We start from the raw sequence: 17,495 nt of genomic DNA, 5'->3' as shown, positions 1-17,495 counted from the left end.
CTAACGAGCATCAGATTGCGGTGTGTGAAGACGAAAATGAACCGAAAGTTCGACGTTCACAAAACACCGAAAGCTGTCACATACCCAATTTGCTGAAGCGAGGCCCAGGCCGCGACTCAGTACCCGAATTTCTTGACGACCATAGAGCATTGGAACCACCTGATCCCATCCCGAACTCAGTAGTGAAACGATGCATCGCCGATGGTAGTGTGGGGTTTCCCCATGTGAGAGTAGGTCATCGTCAAGATTAAATTCCAGAACCCCTGATTGCTAACGCAGTCAGGGGTTTTGTTTTGGGCGGTCGGAAACTCAAGCACTACCTACCCCACGACAAATTTGCACAGTTATTTCTGAACCAGAGCACTAGAATAGGCACCTAACCATTTTTAGAGCCAGAGCCCTATCTATGCCTGATCCGGCTGATGCCCTAGAGCTATCGGATTTACCACTGGACGACCTGGTGGCATGCCATGAGTGCGACTTGCTGATGCGCAAACCGGTGCTCTCCCTCGGCGAAAAAGCCCAATGCCCGCGTTGCGGTTATGAGCTTTACGCTCACCGCCACAATGTCGTTGAGCGAAGTCTCGCCTTGGTGCTGGCTGCACTGTTGCTGTATATACCCGCGAACTTTCTACCCATCATGCAGCTCAATCTACTTGGGCAGTCCTCCGAGGATACCGTGTGGAGCGGCGTTGTCGGTCTGTTCGATACCGGCATGCAAGGCGTCGCCGCCGTTGTGTTCCTGTGCAGCATGGGCATCCCATTGCTCAAGCTGATTTGCCAGTTGGCAGTACTGCTCAGCATCCGCTGGAATATCGGCCGCAGTTATGGACTGCTGTTGTACCGCATCTACCACCACATGAAGGATTGGGGGATGTTGGAGGTCTACTTGATGGGGGTGCTGGTGGCGATCGTAAAACTCGCCGATATGGCGTCCATCACCATTGGCCTGGGCTTGGTCTGTTTTATCAGCCTGCTGATGGTTCAAGTACTGCTTGAGGTGGTGATGTCGCCCCACCAGATCTGGCAAGCGTTGTCAGGAGAGGATGATCATGCGGGCGATTGATGCAGGCATTCTGATTTGTACCGAATGCCACGAATTGAACAAACAGGACACTGATAGCGATGAGCAGCTGTGCACGCGTTGTGGTGCGCTGGTCCATGCCCGCCGCCCCAACAGCCTCACCCGCACCTGGGCACTGCTGATCACGGCGGCCATCTTGTATATTCCAGCCAATGTGTTGCCCATCATGACCATCAATAGCCTTGGTCAGGGTGATCCCAGCACCATCATGGCGGGCGTGATCCAGCTGGTGCAGCATGGTATGTACCCCATCGCTGCCGTGGTGTTCATCGCCAGCATCCTGGTGCCGACGTTCAAGCTGGTCGGCATAGGTCTGCTACTGTTCTCGGTGCAGCGTCACCAACCGTTGTCCGCGCAACAACGCATTGTGATGTACCGCTTTATCGAATTCATTGGCCGCTGGTCCATGCTGGATATCTTCGTGATCGCCATCCTGGTGGCGGTTGTAAATTTTGGGCGACTTGCCAGTGTCGAGGCCAATCTCGGCGCTGCGGCGTTCGCCAGTGTGGTGATCTTGACGATGCTTGCCGCAGTAACTTTTGATCCCCGACTGATTTGGGATAACACGGAGTCGGACGACGACCATGAGTGATTTGCCAAAAGCTAAAACCCGCCCCGCCTCCAATTGGTCGGCCATTTGGGTGTTACCTCTGATTGCCCTGATCATCGGTGGCTGGCTGGGGTGGCGTGCCTATTCTCAACAGGGCATCGATATCCAGGTGCGCTTTGAGAGTGGCGAAGGTATCCAGGTCAACAAAACGGAAGTGGTCTACAAAGGCATGCCGGTGGGCAAGGTCAAGGCCCTGGCCCTGGATGACGAAGGTAACAATCGCGGGGTGATTGCTACCATCGAGATGAACAAGGATGTCGAACAGTACCTGAAGACCAACACGCGTTTCTGGCTGGTCAAGCCGAGTGTCAGCCTGGCCGGCATCACTGGCCTGGAAACCCTGGTGTCGGGCAACTACATCGCCGCCAGCCCTGGTGACGGTGAGCCCACGCGCAAGTTCAAGGCGCTCTCCGAAGAGCCCCCCTTGTCCGACGCCAAGCCCGGCTTGCACCTGACCATCAAGGCTGACCGTCTGGGTTCGCTGAACCGTGGCAGCCCGGTGTTCTACAAGCAGATCCAGGTGGGCCAGGTCAAAAGCTACCTGCTCTCCGAAGACCAGAGCACCGTCGAGATCAAGGTCTATATCGAACCGACCTACGCCAGCCTTGTGCGTAAACACACACGTTTCTGGAACGCCAGCGGCATCAGCATCGATGCGAACCTCTCCGGCGTGAAAGTGCGCAGCGAATCCCTCTCAAGCATCGTTGCCGGCGGTATCGCCTTCGCCACGCCGGAGAACCGCAAGGACAGTCCGCCTACGGACCCAAGTCTGCCATTCCGCCTGTACGAAGATTTCGACGCCGCTGCGGCCGGAATCAAGGTCAAGGTCACACTCTCCGACTTCGAAGGCCTGCAGGCTGGCCGCACTCCGGTGATGTACAAAGGTATCCAGGTCGGTAGCTTGAAAACGCTGAAGATCAATCCGGACCTTTCCAGTGCTAACGCCGAGCTGACCCTCGATCCCCTGGCTGAAGATTACCTGGTACAGGACACTCAGTTCTGGGTGGTCAAACCGTCTATTTCCCTGGCGGGTATCACAGGGCTCGAAGCCTTGGTCAAAGGGAACTACATCGCCATTCGCCCGGGGGACAAAGGGACGCCTCCACAGCGTGAGTACGTCGCACGGGCCAAGGCGCCACCGTTGGACCTGCGTTCCCCTGGCCTGCACATGGTGCTGTTCACCGACAACCTCGGTTCCCTGGATGTCGGCAGTCCGATCCTCTACAAGCAGGTCAAGGTGGGCTCGGTGCAGAGCTACCAGTTCTCGCGCAAGAACAAGCAGTTGGTGATCGGCGTCCACATCGAGAAGGAATACGAAAACCTGGTCAATGGCTCGACGCGCTTCTGGAACGCCAGTGGTGTCACCCTGACCGGTGGTCTCACTGGTGGAATCCAGGTGAAGAGTGAATCCCTGGCCAGCCTGATGGCGGGTGGCATCGCCTTCGAAACACCCGAGCAGAACGTTCCGCTGAAAAAACGCATCCCGCGTTTCCGCCTGTTTGCCGACCGCGATGCTGCCAACCAGCACGGTACCCTGGTGACCATCAAGGTCGACCGCGCCGACGGCATGCGTCCCGGCACTCCTGTGCGTTTCAAAGGCCTGGACGTGGGCAAGATTGAAAGTGTCGACCTCAGTGCCGACATGCAATCGGTACTGCTCAGTGCGCGTATCACCCAAGTGGCTGACCGCATCGCCCGCGTCGGCAGCCAGTTCTGGGTGGTCAAGCCTGAGCTGGGCCTGATGAAAACCGCCAACCTGGAAACCCTGGTCACCGGTCAATACATCGAAGTGCAACCGGCTGCGAAAAACGCCGGCCCGCAAAAGAGTTTTGTCGCGCTCGCCCAGCCCCCTGAAGCCGCCCATCAGGAAGCCGGCCTGAGCCTGACCCTCAGCGCCGCCCGCCGTGGTTCGCTGAAGGAGGGCGTGCCGGTCACCTACCGCGAAGTCACTGTGGGCAAAGTCACCGGCTACGAGCTGGGGCAAACTGCCGACCGTGTATTGATCCACATTCTGATCGAGCCCAAATATGCCCCGCTGGTTCGTGGCGGGAGCCGGTTCTGGAACACCAGTGGCTTTGGCCTCGACTTCGGCCTGTTCAAAGGCGCCACCGTACGCACGGAATCCCTGGAGACCCTGGTCGCCGGCGGTATCGCCTTCGCCACACCCGATGGCGAGCGCATGGGCAATGCCGCCCGGCCACAGCAAACCTTCCCGCTGTTCGACAAGTTCGAAGATGAGTGGCTGACTTGGTCACCTAAAATCTCGCTCGGCAAATAAGCGCCACAAAAAAGGCCGCGATCCATAAGATCGCGGCCTTTTTGCATTTCAGCGCAGGGCGTCAGACTTCATCCAACTGCGGCTCATCCGCCTGTACATTAACCGTTGCCTTCACAACATCATGACGGCGGATGTACTTCCAGTCCGCCTCATCAATGTAGATCCCATTCGGCCCGCTGCCGCCTTCCAGGTCGATCGCCACCTGGGCGGACACCTGCGGCTTCACACTGGCCAGGATTGGCACAAAGCCCAACTGCAAGCTGGTCTCCAGCAATGCGGCCTGGTTCTTCTCGTCGATATCCGCTGCCTCGTCAAGGTAATACGGCAAACGCACACGCCCGGCCTGGTCGCGGTCCATCAAGTGCAGCAACAGGTACATGTTGGTCAGCGCCTTGATGGTCATGGTGGTGCCGTTGGACGCGGCGCCATCGATGTCAGTATGAATCACCGGTTGGCCATGCACCTTGGTAATCTCGAACGCCAGTTCGAACAAATCCTTCAGGCCCAGCTGGTTGTGGTTGGCCGCCACCAGCCGCGCCAGGTACTCCTTGGCTTCTTCGTTCTTGTTGTCCTGCTCGGCGCTCTGGCTCAGGTCGAATACCGAGAGGGTTTCGCCTTCTTCATACTGACCGGCACTGTGGATGATCTGGTCGATATGCTTGAGCGCTTCCTTATTCGGCGCCAGTACGATGCGGAAGCTTTGCAGGTTGGAGACCTGGCGCTTGTTGATCTCACGGTTGAACAACGCCAGTTGATGCTCAAGGCTGTCGTAGTCGCTGCGGATGTTGCGCAGGGTCCGTGCGATATCGGTGACCGCCGCACGGCGGGCCTTGCCGAGTGTCAACGCTTCATCCGTGCGGTGCGCATAAGCGTTGATCAGCAATTGCAGGCGACGCTCAACATCATCTTCGCTGTCGAACTTGGCCACGCCCTTGAGGCGAACCTGGGCGTACAACGCTTCGATCTGGCCATCGGCGCGCAGCAAACCTTGCCAACTGTCCTGATAGTCATTGAGCAGCGGCAACAGGTTGTCCATGGAATCGTCGATCGGGTCCATGAACGGCGTGCCGAACGGCAAGTCCGCCGGCAACAACTGACGGCGACGCAACGCGTCGTCCAGCGTACGTTGCTTGGCTTCCATATCGCCGATCTGGCGGCCCACCAGTTGCAGCTTGGCCGACAGCTGCTGAACGCGCTCGGTGAACGCATCGCTGGAGCGCTTCAACTCATCCTGCGCCGCTTCCATCTGCGCCAGGTTTTCCAGCTTCTCGCCTTCTTCGGCGCTCAGGGTTTGTGCACGGCGGAAGTCTTCAAGGGCCTTTTGCGCATCGAGCACCTGCTGGTACAGCGCTTCGGTCTGCGTCTTGCTCGCGGCACGGTCGGAGGCTACAGCCTGCTGGGTTTTCAACTGCTTGAGTTCTTTTTCCAGGCGTTCCTTCTGGTCACGCAACGCCGCGCGATCTGCCAGGGCCTGCAATGCCGGCGGTTCGATATGGGAGATGTCGATGGACAGCCCCGGCACTTCAAAGCGCTCGCCCTTGAAGCCGTCGAGGATCTGCTCCAGGGATTTGACCCACTGGCCGTCTTCGTCAAGCGTGATGCCGTGCTCGCCCAACGGCAGGCTGAACAGCGAACTGTTGAACAGGCGCATCAGACGCTCGACGTCTTGCTGTGAGAATTCTTCCCGCAGTTTGGCGTAGCTGTTGTTGTCCGCATGGTCGAGCTGTTGCTTGACCGACTTCAAGCGCTTTTCAAGGTCGCGCAAACGCTCGTCCAGATCCTCGGCGCTGAACTGCCGCGACTGCGCCAGGGCGCCGGCCAACTCATCGTGGGCATCCTTGGCCGCCAGCAGTTGCTGTTCCAGTACCTTGACGTCATCCACCAGGGCAAATCGATGCTTGAGCACCGACAACTCGCCCAACCAACGCTGGATACCACTGATTTCCCGCTCCAGGCGCATCAGCTCCTGGGTGCCGCCACGCTGGTCGTTCTGCAGCGCGTCCTGCTCGTTGCGGTAGTGCTCGGCCTGGATCGTCAGTTCTTCCTTGCGTGCACTGGCGTAGTCCGACCAGGTGCCCAGCAACGAATCCAGCAGCGGCGACAGGCGATGTAATTTGCCACGCAGCACGTCGCGCTGGCGAACACCATTGGACAGCGCTTCTACCAGCGGGCCGGCGGCGACCAGGGAGTTGTAGTCCTGCTCCATGCGCCTTACATCGCGGAAGGCTTCTTCGCACGCGGCGATGTAATCGACACTGCCGGAACGCAAGCTGTGTTCGAAGGCATCGAGAAACAATTGCTTGAGCTTGGCCGCAGTGATTTCACGCATGTGCAGCAGGTTGATAAACAGCGCGCGGAAGGTCTTCAGGCTCTGCTCGCTGGTGGAGCGCAGCGGAATCAACGTCAGGTCCAGCGGGATTGACGTATGCCCACCCACCAGCAAGCGACGCAGCTCATCCGGCTTGAGTTCGTAGGCTTTCAGGCCTTCGCGCTCAAGGTTGGTGAACAGCTCCTTCTGACGCAGGCAGGTGTCGTTCTTCTGGTAGTGCGCCAGGTCCAGCTTGCCGGCATAGGCAAAGAACTGGTGACCGAAACCACCGCCCGGGCCGCGCCCGACCACGCCGATCACGTGTGGGCCGTGGGGCAGCGAGACTTCCACGAGGATGTAGCTGGTGTCGGTGGCAAAGTAGAAGCGCCGTGATTGTTCCAGGGTGTACTTGCCGAAACTCATGTCCGACATGCGCGCCAGGATCGGGAACTGCAAGGCGTTGATCGACGCGGATTTACCCAGGTTGTTTGCGCCATATACCGACAGCGGCTCTTCCAGCGGGAACAGACCCAGGCTGTAACCAGCGGTGTTCAATAGGGCGAAGCGGCGGATGCCGTAGCGTTCCTTACTCATGCATCGGTCTCCTGTTCTTCGGCAATGGCGCGGGCCAGGGCGTCTTCTTCGCTTTCATCGGCGAAGTCGCTCAAGTCGAGTGGGTCATCGGTTTTCAGCAATTTCTCATCGCTGTCTTCGTCGATGATCACCGGTGCCGGCAGCGGCAACACGCTGTGCACGCTGGCTGCCAGGTCGCGGTCTTGCTGCACCGACAGGCACACATCCAGGAAGCGGTGCATCGGCGGCAGGAAGCGATAGATGCCGTTGTCTTCGCTGGCAAAACCCAACTGGGTCATACGGCGCATGATTTTTTCTTCGAGTTCTTCCTGGGTCTGCACTTCGGCCTGGATAAACAGGTCGCGGTACTTCTCCAGCAACGACGGCAACTCATCACGGCCCAGGCTGCCACCGTCGAGCACGGCAATCGGGTCGCGGCCCTGGTCGGCCAGGTGCTCGACGATGATGAAGGTGAACAACGCCAGGCGCTGGGCGGTCTTGTTGACCTGCGCGGCCGCCACGGCGGTGTCCGGCACGAAGTAGTAGAAGCCCCGTGTGTCGCACACCAGCTCAAAGCCCAGGGCCTTGAACAGCGTGCGGTACTGGTCCTGGAAGTTCGACAGTTGTGCGTACAGCTCCGGGTCGCGGCGGCTGACGTGGTAACCCTTGAACAGCTCGCGAAAGATCGGCGCCAGTTGGGACAGTTCGGATAGATCAAGATGCATAAGGTGTGCTCGCAGAATTCTCGGCTGCATCAGGGCTGGCCGGGAGCAGGGCGAAGGAGCGCAGGCTGACCTGGTGCTCGTGTGTGTGGTAGTCGCGGCGTTCAAGGCGTTCGCGCTTGAAGCGTTTTTCCCGCGAGAGGCGCGAGAACCAGTACAGCAATTCGTCGGTGGCGCCGTCGGGTTCCTGCTCCAGCAGCCAGGTCATCAGGTCCGGCATCGGCAGCGCGTCTTCGCAGCGCTCGAGCATTTCCTTGACGGTGCGTGGTGCGCGCTGGGCGTCGCCCTTGTGGGACTTGTGCGCCTTGGGAAAACGCGCCGGTTTCGGCTCGAAATTCGCCAGGGCATACACGTAGGCTTCCACCTGGCTGGCACTGCCGAGGAAGGTGCTCTGCGGCCGGGTGAACATCGGCATCGCCGCCTGGGGCACTGCGTCCAGGCCTTTACGGCGAATGGCCGACAACGCCAGCGCCGCACCACGGGTCACGGCGTTGTGCCGACGCGCTTCTTCGCGCAGCGGTAGCAGCAGCTCGCGGGCGTGGCGCAGAGTCAGCTGGGCGCTGGTCTGCATCTCCAGGATGCGCGCGTGGGTGCGCAGCAGCATGTCGTCGTCCACCAGATGGCCGAGACGCTGCTGCTCGGTGAGCATGCGCAACAGCACATTTTCCACCTTGCGCACGCCTTGCTCGAAGGCGCCGTCGGCGTTCACCAGTTGGATCATCGGTTCGACGTATTCGTCCCAGGTCGCGAGGACCTCGGCATAACGCTGGCGCAACGGAATCTGGCGGTCGCTGGTCTTGGCGCGATCGGCCACTGCGGCGAGGGCCTGTTCGTCGTTGGCGAGTTTTTTCAGCACGTCGCGCACGCGCATGTCGAGCAGGCGCAACTGACGGGCCAGGTCGTGGCCATCACGGATATCGAAGGCGTCCTGGATGTAACCGGCCAGGCGCTCGAGGTGGCGCAGGTAGGCTTCGATTTCCAGGCACAGGCCAAGCCGGTGCTCCTTGCGAAGATAGGCCAGGAAGTCATGGATCTGTGCATTGAGCTCGAAGCGGTTCGGGCTCTTGGCAACAGGCACCAGGATATCCAGGCGAATCCACACGTCCAGCAGGCTGGTGATGTCCTGTGGCGTGCTGTCCAGTTGTTGGGCGGCCAGTTGTGCGCGCAGTTCGCCCAGGCTCAGGGTGCCTTGGTCGAAGTGTTCGCACAGTGGCTCAAGCAGGGCCCAGTGTTCGGCGAGGGCGCGCAAGACGCGCTTGGGTTCGATCATTGGAATGGCCGGCGGGTTGGCGATTAAAAGTCGCGATTGTACTGCATCGGACGCGGGATTTATCCACAGCCGGTCAGTACGCAGTGGGCGATTGTTGCCGAACAGCGGTAGAATCCCCGCTCTTTAGTTATCCACAAGTGGCCGAGCTGTGCTTATCGAGTCCCGACGTCGCGCTTACTTGACCGCCATGCAGGTGGTCAACTGGCTGCCCCGCACCGAACTGCCGTTTGCCGCGCCGTCGCGGCCCGAGCTGTTGCAGGCGCTTGAGCCCTATGAGGCGTTCGAGTCTTCGGGCGAGGAGGCGGCTGCGCCGGTGGCGGTGGTCAAGCCCACGCCGGAGACGCGACCGGTGGTCGAGCGCGCCAAGATCGAAGTGCCGCGCCCCGTGCCGGTGACCAAGACCGCCAAGGTGGTCGAAGAGGCGGCCCCGGTGGTCAAGGCCCCGGTGGTGCCGCCACCGCGCTTTGCCCTGCAATTGCTGCGCGCCGGGCGCTGCCTGCTGCTGGTCGAGTTACCCACCGGCGAACGTTTCCAGACCCGCGACCCCGCCTACATGCTGCTCAAGGACATGCTGCGCGCCGCCGGCCTGCCCGACAGCCCGCAAATCGTCGGCGACCCGGTGCGCTGGCCGCTGCTGGTGCGTGGCAATATGGATCAAGGCCCCGAGGCCGCACGGGATTTCGTGCAAGGTTTTGTGTCGGCGCGCCTGGAAGACGAACCCTGCGCGTGCCTGTGGCTGATCGGCTTGCCCGCTGTGCGTTTTGCCGGCGAGGCCAATGCCGAAGCCTGGTACCGCGAGCTGCAGGTCGAAAACCTGGGCTTGGTGTGGGCTCTGCCGGGCCTGGAATTATTAATGGAAGAGCCACAGCGTAAGGCTGATGTCTGGCAAGCCATGCGCCGGCTGATGGCGCGCTGGAAAACAACCGATGAGTGAGGCTTTATCCTTCCGCCCGATGACCGAGGCCGACCTCGACGCCGTGCTGAAAATCGAATACGCGGCTTTCAGCCACCCCTGGACCCGTGGGATCTTTCTCGATGGGCTGGGCAAGTACCAGATCTGGCTGATGTTCGAAGGTGAGCAGCAGGTGGGGCACGGCGTGGTGCAGATCATCCTCGATGAGGCGCATCTGCTGAACATTACCGTCAAACCGGAAAACCAGGGGCGCGGCCTGGGGCTGGCGCTGCTGGAGCACTTGATGTCACGTGCCTACGCGGCCAATGCGCGGGAGTGCTTCCTGGAGGTGCGCGACAGCAATACCGGCGCGTTTCGCCTGTATGAGCGCTATGGCTTCAACGAGATCGGCCGTCGCCGGGACTATTACCCGGCTGTCGGTGGCCGCGAAGATGCGGTCGTCATGGCCTGCACCCTGGTCGACTAAATACATAGCCCCATTGTGGGAGGGGGCTTGCCCCCGATGGCGGTGTACCAGTTACCTTATCAGTCTGACATGCCGCTATCGTGGGCAAGCCCCCTCCCACCTGTAGGACACGTTTTGTCAGCGGTTACCGTCTACTGGATCAATATCTGCCAATTCGGCCTCATCCAGGCCATTGCCCCCACCGATCTCATCCTCATCGACGACACTCAGGTCCCAGTCCGCCGGTTCGCCTTCGCCCGCTTCCTGAGCATCCCTTGCTCCATCTTCATGGATCAACGTTTCAGGGCTCATGTCATCGTCCGTCGCTTCATGGTCTTCTGTCGAAGCCCCAGTCAGCCCGGCCTCCCGCACCCGTTCGTCGCCGATATGCGTGGTGGGCGCGTCTTCGTCAAAATCGAGCTCGCGCATCGAGCCCATGCGATCTTCATTGTCATCAATCGGTTCGGGCTGTGCAGCGCCGTAGGGACGTCGTGATTCAGTCATGGCCAATCCTCATACTGTGGGGCTTATAGTGTGTGGACAGGCTGCGCGGCCTAAAGATTCAAGCTAATTCACGCTTGTTATTCGCCGGCAGGGCGTGACCTGGACGTGGAGTTGTCAGTCACAAAACTGCGCATCATTCCTGAGGCTTTCCCTGATGAACGAACTACAAGACCTGCTTGATAACAACGAACGCTGGGCGGACGCGATCAAACAGGAAGATCCCGAATTCTTCGCCAAGCTCGCCCGCCAGCAAACCCCGGAATACCTGTGGATCGGCTGTTCCGATGCCCGCGTACCGGCCAACGAGATCGTCGGCATGCTGCCAGGTGATCTGTTCGTGCACCGTAACGTGGCCAATGTGGTGCTGCATACCGACCTCAATTGCCTGTCGGTGATCCAGTACGCGGTGGACGTGCTCAAGGTCAAACACATCCTGGTCACCGGCCACTATGGCTGTGGCGGCGTGCGCGCCTCGATGCAGGACCGTCAGTTCGGCCTGATCGACGGCTGGCTGCGCACCATTCGCGACCTCTACTACGAGAACCGCGACCTGCTGGCCCAATTGCCCACTGAGGAAGAGCGCGTCGACCGTCTCTGCGAGTTGAACGTGATCCAGCAAGTGGCCAACGTCGGGCACACCAGCATTGTGCAAAACGCGTGGCACCGTGGGCAGAGCCTGTCGATCCATGGCTGCATCTACGGCATCAAGGACGGCCGCTGGAAGAGCTTGAACACCACCATCAGTGGTTTCGAGCAACTGCCACCGCAATACCGCCTGCGTCCGCTGGGCGAAGCCTAAGAGCGTTTACGGTCGCGCCACTGGGCCATGAACGCCTGCCCCTCGGCGTTCAATGGTTCATTGCGACCGGTAATCCAGCCCCGGCAGTTCAATTCGCCGCATTGGCAGGCGAACTGCCGGAACAGCACGTCTTCGGTCATGGCGTAATCCACGGTCAGCAGGGTGTCGGCCGGGATTTCGTGCAACGTCCAGAGCTCCAGGTAGTGCAAGTCGAGAAACACGTTCGGTTTGCACGAATGCGACAGCAGGCCACTGAACCAGCAGTCGTAGAGGTGGATACGCGACGATAACTGCACCGTGTGCAGGCGTCTTTCGCTCAGGGCGTGGCCTGAGATCTTGGCGATGCACACACGGCTGTCAAAGGCCACGCGCGCCTTGACTCCCGCGCCCACCCCTTGAATGTTGTGCACCGCCTCGAATTGCCTGTCCGTTGGGTAGCCTTGTCCGAGCGTGGACTTGAAAGGGTAAAGGCAGTCACTCACAGCGGTTTTAGCCTTATCCATGGCCTGAGTTTTCATAACTCTCCTGGTTTAGGCTGCATCGACCTGCGGGTGGTGGCTGACTACCAGTCTTGCAGCGGATGGGCGCGGCTCAAGACTCGCCGAACATGGACCTGATTTCTACTGTCAATGTTGACAGTAGAAATCGGCTGTTTTTTGTGCAATTTACAGCACCGGCGCGCTGATCGTCGGGAGTGGTGCTGCATTGCGCAGCTGTTTCAATTGGGTCTTGATGGTTGGCGTGGCGCATTTGGCATTCGCATCTTCCGGGGATAGATTGCGCACCGAGGTGTAGAACAGTTCGCACGTCTGCTCCTTGCGGGTGACTTGCCAGGTAGTCGTGCACGCCTTGAGCAGTACGTTCGGATCGCTCGCGGGTTTCTGGCCCATCCCGGCCTGCCAGCAGGCGGCGCTGAGATCCTGGCCCATCACCTTCAAACCGGCTTCGTCGGCTTTCTGCTCGTTACCGTCGTAGGTGTCGGGGCTCGCCGCATACCAGATGTAACTGGGGTGGTTGGCACCCAACACCGAAACAGTTTGGCCTGCGGCGGGGCTGATCTGCGCCAGGCCCAGCACTGCCACGGTCTGCCCGTATTGTTGCTTGATCCAGCTGCGCACCGGCGCGCCGAACGCTACCATGGGCAATGCCCCTTTGGCGGACAGGCTCAACTCCCGGACCATGCGCGTCTGGTAATCGGTGAAGTAGCTGTAGACGGTTTCCAGGTCCTTGCCCGCATTGGAAGGCGCGGCGATGGGGGCGATATCGATGATGGTCTGGTAGGCCGGCGTTTCGGTGGCCGGGATGCCATTCTCCGTGAGCAAGGTGGCCCAGCGGTCGGTGGTGGCCGATTCAAGGTAGTCCTGGGCCTGGGTCAGCGAGTATTCCGGCGGGAAGTGCAGCAGCTCGATGCTCTTTCGATTGTCCAGGGCCATGCCCAGCGGCAGGAACAGGTACCAGTTGTAGGCCCACTTGCCATCGCTGTTGAGCTTGCTCGCGCCTTGATAGGCCAGGTCAGCGGTATTGAGCAAGCTGGTCAGCGGTTGGCCATAATTGTCCGGCACGCCGCTGAAGGTCGCCGAAACCTGCCCGTCATGGGTTTTGACGCTGACTTTCGCCCGGGTGTACCCATCCCGTTGCAGGCTCTGATTCAGGTAATGCTCGGCAGTCTGTTCCAGCGTCCAGGGTCGAAAGCAGATTACGTTACAGTTGTTGGGGAAAGCGAACAGCTTGGTCACACGCTGCGTGCTCCCCAGCGGTACATCGACATCGGCCTGTACGACCGCACTCGCCATCAGTGCGGCCAGGGTGAAGGACAGCCTGGTTGGTTTGAACATTGTTATTTCCTTGTCAGCGAAAGCCCGTCTGCGCGGGGTGAAAGCCCACCTCCACACAGTAGCGGCTGACCAGGAAAACCGCGTGCTAATTCAACGGGCATGTCGCTATTGGATAAGAAAACCTACACGCTGAACTGCAAAGCGTTGCTCAAGTCGCCCATGGGTTTCTGACCGCGGGCGATCATCGCGTCATCGCGCTGCTTGAGGCCGTCCAGAGTCTCGAGCTGGAACACCCGTGTGATCAAGCGCAGGATCGACCCGGTGTCGTATACCGTATGGTCCACCGTGCCTTTGCGGGCGAACGGCGACACCACCAGCGCCGGAATCCGCGTGCCAGGCCCCCAGCGGTCGCCCTTTGGCGGTGCCACGTGGTCCCACCAGCCGCCGTTTTCGTCGACGGTCACCACCACCACCATGTTTTTCCACTGCGGACTCTCTTGCAGCACCTTCAAGGCACGGGCGATATGGCGGTCGCCAGACGCCACGTCGGCATAGCCCGCGTGCATGTTCAGGTTGCCCTGGGGTTTGTAGAAGGTCACGGCGGGCAGCTGGCCGGCCTGGGCGTCGGCGAAGAACTTGTTGGTGCTCGACTCGTCCCCCAAACCGCCATCGCGCAGGCGTTTGTCGCGCTCGACGCGGTTCTCGGGGCCCTGCTGCTTGAAGTAGTTGAACGGCTGGTGGTGATACTGGAAGTTCGGGATTTTTGGAATGCCGCCCGAATCCTTGAACTGGTCCAGCGTCGCTTGCCAGGCGCCGGCGTACCACGCCCAGTCGACGTTCTTCTTCGACAGCTTGTCGCCGATGTGTTCGTGGGTTTGCGGCACCAGCACGTTGGGCAGGTCAGGCTTGGAATAGTCCGGGTTTTCCGGGTCGCGGATCCAGGTCGGCCAGTACGGCGGAGCCAGGGTGTTCACGCCGTAGCCATCCGGGGTCAGCGCGCTGGGGCCGAACTGCGGCGGGCCGGTCATCGCGCTGGCGGGGGACTTGTCCAGGGGCTTGAGGCGCGGGTCGGTGGGGTCATCGCTTTGCAGCGTGGCGATCTGCGCCTTGGCCACCGATTGCGCGGCATTCGGGTAAAACGGCGCGGTGGCGCTGATCAGGTATTGATGGTTGAGGAACGAGCCACCAAACGCCCCCTGGAAGAAGTTGTCGCAGAGCACAAACTCCTTGGCCACGTCCCACAGGCGCAGGGAATAACGGCTCTGGGCGTAATGGCCCATCACCAGGCCGCCGGAGTCGGCCCAGGCGACGAAGTTGTCGTTCTTGCCGCCGTTGATCTGCATCTGGTTCTGGTAGAACACGTGCCACAGGTCACGGGTGACCAGGCTCAGCGGCAGGTCTTCGGCGTTCGGGCCCTTGAGGGCGAAGGGCGCGTTGGGCAGGTTTTCCTGGAATTGCACTTCGCTGGGGTAGGTCACCCCGTCCACCGTTTGCGGGCCGACTTGCAGCACACCCCCCCAGGTTGGAGGTAGGGTCGTCAGCAGGCTGCCATCGCGGTCACGCTGCTGCGTGTCAGCGGCGGATAGCGCCGACAGCGGTTTCTCAACACCCGGGAAGTCCGCAAACAAGTTGTTGAAACTGCGGTTTTCGGCGTAGACCACCACCACGGTTTTCACCTGCTCACGCAAGGCCTTGTCCAACTCTTGCGGCGTCAGCGGCCGCGCCACCGGTTTACCCGGTGCTTCGCTGGTATTGCCGCAGGCACTCAAGGTTGCGCCAACCCCCAGCACCGCCGCGCCCCCCAGGAAACGACGACGGCTGGTGTCGACTGGCGGTTGGGCTGCGGAATCGGGGGAAGGGCGGTCTTCGTGCTCGTCGCTCATTGCGGGGAGTCCTTGGCGAGGTGTTGCAAGATATTTCGCAGGACGGTAGCAATGCAATGTGACGGAACGAAGACAGTGATTTGAATCAGCGGATCACAGCAGGCGCAGCGCCAACTCGCTGCCGGCGCGCAAGTACTCCACCTGCGCCGTCACCGCGTCCTTGACGATGGCCTCGCCTGTGTCGGTCAGCCTGGCCTTCTTTGCATCGACAACAGTGGTCTGCAACAACTGCATGGCCACGTCGATCGATTTCTGGAAGGCGGTCACGTTGTTGTGCAGGCCGAACTCCTTGATCACCGCGTCCATGCGGCGATCTGCGTCGTCGCGCAAGGTCCTGTATTCAGCGACTGAAACGTTGCCGTCCTGGTAAATATCAGTGATCAACTCTTCCAGTGATTTGGATAGGGGCGTCATCGGAGTTCCTTGTTGCTAGGTGAGTAGGAGTCCGAGTCAGGTTAATCAAAGGTATTGGTGGGTGAAGCCAGAGATTGCCATTCATCCGCGTGAGATAAGCCCACGCGTTCGATCAGACATGTGCCACATCCGCAGAGCTGCCACTGATGCGATCACCTTTGTTGATGGCTTGGGTAAAGAGGTTTTTCTGGAAGACAAGCGTACTCAGCAAGCGGTGATCATGAGCCTGATCATCATTGGTGAAGCTTCGACGAAAATCATGGACCAGTATCCGGATTTTGCGTCAAGTCACCCGCAAGTCCCATGGCGTAGCATGCGCGGAATGCGTAACCGAATTGCCCACGGTTATTTCGATATCAACCTTGATGTGGTTTGGGACACGATCCAGAGCGCCCTGCCTGATCTATTGGAATGTTTTCCTGTTGCGCCTGAATGAAGCACCTGTTGCAGCAACAGATGCTTCATCCATTGGTTAGGGCATTATCGGCGGCAAATACTTCAACGTCGTCCCCAGCGCCCACAGCAGGAACAACACCAGCGGCGTGTGCACCAGCAACTGCACGAACGAAAAGCCAATCAGGTCCCGCGCTTTGAGCCCCAACACCCCCAGCAGCGGCAGCATATAGAACGGGTTGATCAGGTTTGGCAGCGCCTCGGCGGCGTTGTAGATCTGCACCGCCCAACCCAGGTGGTATTGCAGGTCATTGGCCACTTGCATCACGTATGGCGCTTCGATGATCCACTTGCCGCCGCCCGACGGGATAAAGAAGCCCAGCACCGCCGAATACACGCCCATCAGCAGCGCGTAGGTGTCATGGGAGGCGATGGAGGTGAAGAAGGTGGAGATATGGTGCGCCAGGGTCTGGCCGTCGCCACCCTTGACCACGGTCATCAGCGCGGCGATCGAGCCGTACAGCGGAAACTGGATCAGCACGCCGGTGGTGGTCGGCACCGCACGCGCCACCGCATCGAGGAAGCTGCGCGGGCGCCAGTGCAGCAGGGCGCCGGTCATGATGAACAGGAAGTTATAGGTGTTCAGCCCTGAAATGGCACTGATCGCCGGTTTGGTCGAGAACTCATGGAACAGCCAGCCGGCCGCCAGCAATGCCAGCAGAATGGTCAGCAAGGGGCTGTGCTCGAGCCACTCACCCGGGCGGGCGGGGGCTTGCAGTTTGGGCAGGTTGAACGCCGGGTCGACCCCACAGGCCTTGGCATCGCGGGCGCTGTTCGGGCCGGGTGCGGTGGCGTAGGCGATGATCAGCGACACCACGATCAATGCCAGCAACAGCACGCCGGATTGCCACAGGAAGATGGTGTCGGTGAACGGGATTACTCCCGTGATCGACAGAATCGACGGCGGCAGGCTGGCCGGGTTGGCCTGCAACTGTGCCGCCGATGACGACAACCCCAACGCCCACACGGCGCCGAGCCCCAGATACGCCGCCGCACCGGCAGCACGGTAATCCATGCGCAGATCCGTGCGACGCGCCAGCGCCCGCACCAGCAAACCGCCAAACACCAGGGACAAGCCCCAGTTCAGCAACGAGGCGACCATCGAGATCAGCGCCACCCAGGCCACGGCCGAGCGGCCATTCTTTGGGATACGCGCCAGGCGGTCGATCAGTTTCACGGCGGGCGGCGAGCTGGCGACGACATAACCGCCGATCACCACGAAGGCCATCTGCATGGTGAACGGGATCAGGCTCCAGAACCCATCACCAAAGGCCTTGGCGGCCTCGGTCGGTGCGGCGCCCATACCCAGGGTCGCCACGGCAACGATGATCACCGCAAGGGCGGCGAATACCCAGGAGTCTGGAAACCAGCGCTCGGCGAAATTGGAACAACGCAGGGCAAATCGGGCATAGCGGCTTTCTTCGATAGCATCGGCCACGAGTCTTTCCTCTTATAGTTATTAGG

The 17,495-nt window shown here is 60.3% G+C and carries 16 protein-coding genes and 1 rRNA gene; 8 read left to right on the top strand and 9 right to left on the bottom strand.

What is annotated here, in order from left to right; all coding sequences use genetic code 11:
• The first annotated feature begins 131 nt into the window (after positions 1 to 131).
• From rrf to BMX59_RS03935, 4 genes are all read left to right on the top strand, one after another.
• Positions 132 to 247: ribosomal RNA gene (gene rrf, locus BMX59_RS03950) — 5S ribosomal RNA — on the top strand.
• Positions 248 to 406: 159 nt separating this feature from the next.
• Positions 407 to 1,066 (top strand): paraquat-inducible protein A, encoded by a 660-nt coding sequence (locus BMX59_RS03945; RefSeq protein ID WP_092240492.1) that lies wholly within the window; start codon positions 407 to 409, stop codon positions 1,064 to 1,066.
• The gene (locus BMX59_RS03940) at positions 1,053 to 1,676 is read left to right on the top strand and encodes a paraquat-inducible protein A (protein ID WP_071490979.1); all 624 of its coding nucleotides are present in this window, start codon (positions 1,053 to 1,055) and stop codon (positions 1,674 to 1,676) included. Before BMX59_RS03945 ends, BMX59_RS03940 begins: the two co-directional genes overlap by 14 nt.
• Complete coding sequence (locus BMX59_RS03935; protein WP_093120052.1) at positions 1,669 to 3,972, top strand: PqiB family protein; 2,304 nt, start codon at positions 1,669 to 1,671, stop codon at positions 3,970 to 3,972. The genes BMX59_RS03940 and BMX59_RS03935 overlap by 8 nt, the downstream gene beginning before the upstream one ends.
• A 61-nt stretch (positions 3,973 to 4,033) precedes the next feature.
• On the opposite strand, the gene mksF is transcribed toward BMX59_RS03935, so the two are convergent.
• The 3 genes from mksF to mksB are packed head-to-tail and all read right to left on the bottom strand — an operon-like array spanning position 4,034 to position 8,845.
• On the bottom strand, positions 4,034 to 6,874 hold the full coding sequence (gene mksF / locus BMX59_RS03930) for an Mks condensin complex protein MksF (protein WP_092240497.1): 2,841 nt from the start codon (positions 6,872 to 6,874) through the stop codon (positions 4,034 to 4,036).
• Positions 6,871 to 7,578, bottom strand: coding sequence for an Mks condensin complex protein MksE (gene mksE / locus BMX59_RS03925; protein ID WP_016974932.1), 708 nt, complete (start codon positions 7,576 to 7,578; stop codon positions 6,871 to 6,873). Before mksE ends, mksF begins: the two co-directional genes overlap by 4 nt.
• A complete protein-coding gene (mksB, locus tag BMX59_RS03920) occupies positions 7,568 to 8,845 on the bottom strand; it encodes an Mks condensin complex protein MksB (protein WP_071490983.1) in 1,278 nt (425 codons plus the stop codon). The genes mksE and mksB overlap by 11 nt, the downstream gene beginning before the upstream one ends.
• Before the next feature lie 187 nt (positions 8,846 to 9,032).
• On the opposite strand from mksB, the gene BMX59_RS03915 reads away from it, so the two are divergent.
• Both BMX59_RS03915 and rimI read left to right on the top strand, forming a co-directional pair.
• Complete coding sequence (locus BMX59_RS03915; protein ID WP_093120048.1) at positions 9,033 to 9,779, top strand: energy transducer TonB; 747 nt, start codon at positions 9,033 to 9,035, stop codon at positions 9,777 to 9,779.
• Complete coding sequence (gene rimI / locus BMX59_RS03910; RefSeq protein ID WP_003188286.1) at positions 9,772 to 10,224, top strand: ribosomal protein S18-alanine N-acetyltransferase; 453 nt, start codon at positions 9,772 to 9,774, stop codon at positions 10,222 to 10,224. Before BMX59_RS03915 ends, rimI begins: the two co-directional genes overlap by 8 nt.
• Positions 10,225 to 10,341: 117 nt before the next feature.
• Here rimI and BMX59_RS03905 read toward each other — a convergent pair whose 3' ends face one another.
• Positions 10,342 to 10,707, bottom strand: a complete 366-nt coding sequence (locus BMX59_RS03905) for a serine kinase/phosphatase (protein ID WP_092240503.1) — start codon at positions 10,705 to 10,707, stop codon at positions 10,342 to 10,344.
• 154 nt (positions 10,708 to 10,861) lie between these two features.
• Between BMX59_RS03905 and can the strand changes: the two genes are divergently transcribed.
• On the top strand, positions 10,862 to 11,506 hold the full coding sequence (gene can, locus BMX59_RS03900) for a carbonate dehydratase (protein WP_010213394.1): 645 nt from the start codon (positions 10,862 to 10,864) through the stop codon (positions 11,504 to 11,506).
• On the opposite strand, the gene BMX59_RS03895 is transcribed toward can, so the two are convergent.
• The 4 genes from BMX59_RS03895 to BMX59_RS03880 form a co-directional block, all read right to left on the bottom strand.
• The gene (locus BMX59_RS03895) at positions 11,503 to 12,024 is read right to left on the bottom strand and encodes an SET domain-containing protein (protein WP_093120044.1); all 522 of its coding nucleotides are present in this window, start codon (positions 12,022 to 12,024) and stop codon (positions 11,503 to 11,505) included. The two genes, can and BMX59_RS03895, sit on opposite strands and share 4 nt — an antisense overlap.
• A gap of 147 nt (positions 12,025 to 12,171) precedes the next feature.
• Positions 12,172 to 13,341: a hypothetical protein gene (locus tag BMX59_RS03890; RefSeq protein WP_092240508.1), complete on the bottom strand. Its 1,170-nt coding sequence runs from the start codon at positions 13,339 to 13,341 to the stop codon at positions 12,172 to 12,174.
• 122 nt (positions 13,342 to 13,463) lie between these two features.
• Positions 13,464 to 15,164 carry an acid phosphatase gene (gene acpA, locus BMX59_RS03885; RefSeq protein WP_093120040.1) on the bottom strand — a complete coding sequence of 567 codons (1,701 nt, stop codon included), beginning with the start codon at positions 15,162 to 15,164 and terminating at the stop codon, positions 13,464 to 13,466.
• A gap of 93 nt (positions 15,165 to 15,257) precedes the next feature.
• Positions 15,258 to 15,578 carry a hypothetical protein gene (locus BMX59_RS03880; protein WP_092240512.1) on the bottom strand — a complete coding sequence of 107 codons (321 nt, stop codon included), beginning with the start codon at positions 15,576 to 15,578 and terminating at the stop codon, positions 15,258 to 15,260.
• A gap of 118 nt (positions 15,579 to 15,696) precedes the next feature.
• Here BMX59_RS03880 and BMX59_RS03875 point away from each other — a divergent pair, with 118 nt between their 5' ends.
• A complete protein-coding gene (locus BMX59_RS03875; RefSeq protein WP_093120036.1) occupies positions 15,697 to 16,014 on the top strand; it encodes a HepT-like ribonuclease domain-containing protein in 318 nt (105 codons plus the stop codon).
• Between the two features lie 36 nt (positions 16,015 to 16,050).
• Here the strand turns inward: BMX59_RS03875 and BMX59_RS03870 are convergent, their stop codons facing one another.
• Positions 16,051 to 17,469 carry a short-chain fatty acid transporter gene (locus BMX59_RS03870; RefSeq protein WP_093120033.1) on the bottom strand — a complete coding sequence of 473 codons (1,419 nt, stop codon included), beginning with the start codon at positions 17,467 to 17,469 and terminating at the stop codon, positions 16,051 to 16,053.
• Positions 17,470 to 17,495 lie beyond the last annotated feature (26 nt).

Source organism: Pseudomonas sp. NFR09 (assembly GCF_900111535.1).
GTDB classification, from domain to species: Bacteria; Pseudomonadota; Gammaproteobacteria; order Pseudomonadales; family Pseudomonadaceae; genus Aquipseudomonas; species Aquipseudomonas extremorientalis.
Note: the sequence above shows the minus strand (reverse complement) of the source record. Positions and strands in the feature narration are given on the sequence as shown.